Consider the following 2123-nt stretch of genomic DNA (forward strand, 5'->3'; position numbering starts at 1 on the left):
CTAATCCCGCTGACCCTTAACTGTCTTCCGTTCCGCTCGTTTGAACAGCAGGATGCCTACGACCGCGAGAATGATCGCTATGGGCACCCAGCCAAAGAGAAGATACTGCGGGAGAATCTCAAAGAATGACTCGTTTGATGCGGACGACTTTATCCAGGTGCCCAGTATGCCGCCCACAAGCGATGCGGGCTGCATAAAGGCAAACAACTTCAGAATTTCATTGGGATCGTTAAGTCGTTCAAGAGGCGTCATGTGTTTTCTAGCCATGGTGATATCCAAATCCCTCCATTAACCACAAGATTTATTGTAATCCAGCCCCGCGCCTACAGCGCCTCCAGCGCCAAGAACAACGGTGGGCGTCCGTGCTGCGTTCCGAACTCACACGAGCTCGTGCGAATGACCTTGGTTGGCGGGTCGTGACCCTAGGCGAAGCTCTTCCGCCTCTTCGACGCAAAAAGTGACCCCACAGGACCGCATCAGTAGGCTTGTCGACATGGATGTGTTCGGGTGGATTGCGACCGCCGTGGGGACTGTTCTCTTCATTGCGTCCTTGATCCGCACCATTCGCGCCAACTCCGGCACGAGAATCCCCTTCTACCGGAATCCTCCGATCATCCCGGCTGGCTCCATCGCGATGCAGAGCATCGGCGGCGGACTCCTCGTCTTCGGCGCGGCCGCGCTCACCGGAGTACTCGGCACATGGAGCATGGTCGTTGTCGTTGGTGTTCTTCTCGCCACACTGACCTTGATCACGATTCACAACCGTCGCCTGACTTTCCCAGCGAACCACTGACGGCAACGGATCGCGTGTCTGGGTGACGCTCGGCGACCCGGTTTCGAAATGGTGAGTCGTCCCAGTGAGGGTTCGGCTCGCGGGTGCAGGTGGATCTGCGACACGCTGATTTTCAGCCGCTATATATCGATGGGTTGAGTATGGTTTAGCCATGACAACTTTGGATATGCGCGAGCCAACCTTCCTGGTTCTGACCGCGTTGGCGGATGGCAAGAAACACGGGTACGCGCTCATTGGCGAAGCAGACAAACTGTCCAACGGCCGGGTGAAGCTGAAGGTTGGAACTTTGTACGCTGCGCTTGATCGGCTGCAATCCCAGGGGCTTGTTGTATCAGCGGGCGAGGAGGTCGTCGATGGGCGACTGCGCCGCTACTACGAGCTGAGCGACGTCGGCGCCGAGCGATTGGATCACGAGGCGGCGCGCCTGGAAAGCAACGCCCAGCAGGCGAGAGCTCGACTGCGGATGCGTCCGGCGCCCGGGTTCGCCGCCGGAGCGCTCGCATGACTGCCGCGATGGAGCGTCGCTACCGGCGTGCGTTGCGGTGGTATCCGCGCAAGTGGCGCGAGGAACAAGGCGAGGTTGTGATCTCAACACTCCTGGACGTGGCCGATGGAGAAGACCGAACAACGACAAGGCTCCGCGAGCTCCTCAACCTCGCTGCGAAAGGTATCGCCACGCGAATCGACCGCGTCGTCCCCGCGACGGCACGAGACAGGATATCCACCGTCGCGCTTGGCAGTGGTGGTGTTCTTGCCGTGGTCTTTCTCATCGTTCACACCTGGTCTCCGTGGGCAGACCTCAGTACCGATATCGCAACGGAGTACCCGACGTTCGGACCGTTTGCGAACCCCGGCGTCCTGCTCTATGGGATCTGGGTAGTCGGCCTCGTTTTCGGTTTGCTCGGGTGGAGTCGTGCTCTGCAGTACGCGATGATCGCCGCCGCACTCGTCCCGTTGATGCTGCGACTGGTGAATTACTTGCAGGGTGACCTCTGGCCCGGTCCCGCCACCACAACTCTCGGGTTCTTCTTCCTGTTGGCCGTGTGCGTGCTCGCTGGCACCCCCGCAATCCCTGGTCGCATCGCCGTGATTGCGGCTGTGACTCTGGCCGCGTCGTCCATCGTCTACGCAACGAACGGGATGCCGAAAGCGTATTACGTCAACGACCGACAGTTTTGGTCGGACATGGCCTGGAGCTATGGTCTGGTGCTGATGATATTCGTCGGGCTGATGGCCGTGATCTGTCTCGGAATCGCCAGACAACGGGAGGTGGCGCTGCTGGTTCTCGGATCTCTTATTCCTTGGGTGCTCATCGCGTATTACGGAGCGT

The 2123-nt window shown here is 59.4% G+C and carries 2 protein-coding genes and 1 pseudogene; all 3 read left to right on the plus strand.

What is annotated here, in order from left to right:
• Positions 1-493: 493 nt before the first annotated feature.
• Complete coding sequence (locus tag JF66_RS18270) at positions 494-793, plus strand: hypothetical protein (RefSeq protein WP_035880257.1); 300 nt, start codon at positions 494-496, stop codon at positions 791-793.
• A gap of 151 nt (positions 794-944) precedes the next feature.
• A complete protein-coding gene (locus JF66_RS18275) occupies positions 945-1298 on the plus strand; it encodes a PadR family transcriptional regulator (RefSeq protein WP_035880258.1) in 354 nt (117 codons plus the stop codon).
• Positions 1295-2123, plus strand: a pseudogene (locus JF66_RS21950) (hypothetical protein); the annotation flags it as partial. The gene JF66_RS18275 and the pseudogene JF66_RS21950, both read left to right, overlap by 4 nt.

Origin of the sequence: Cryobacterium sp. MLB-32 (assembly GCF_000738085.1) — a bacterium.
GTDB lineage: Bacteria > Actinomycetota > Actinomycetes > Actinomycetales > Microbacteriaceae > Cryobacterium.

Coding starts and splice junctions, on each gene's coding strand:
- JF66_RS18270 (WP_035880257.1), top strand. CDS start 494: ATGGATGTGTTCGGGTGGATTGCGACCGCCGTGGGGACTGTTCTCTTC.
- JF66_RS18275 (WP_035880258.1), top strand. CDS start 945: ATGACAACTTTGGATATGCGCGAGCCAACCTTCCTGGTTCTGACCGCG.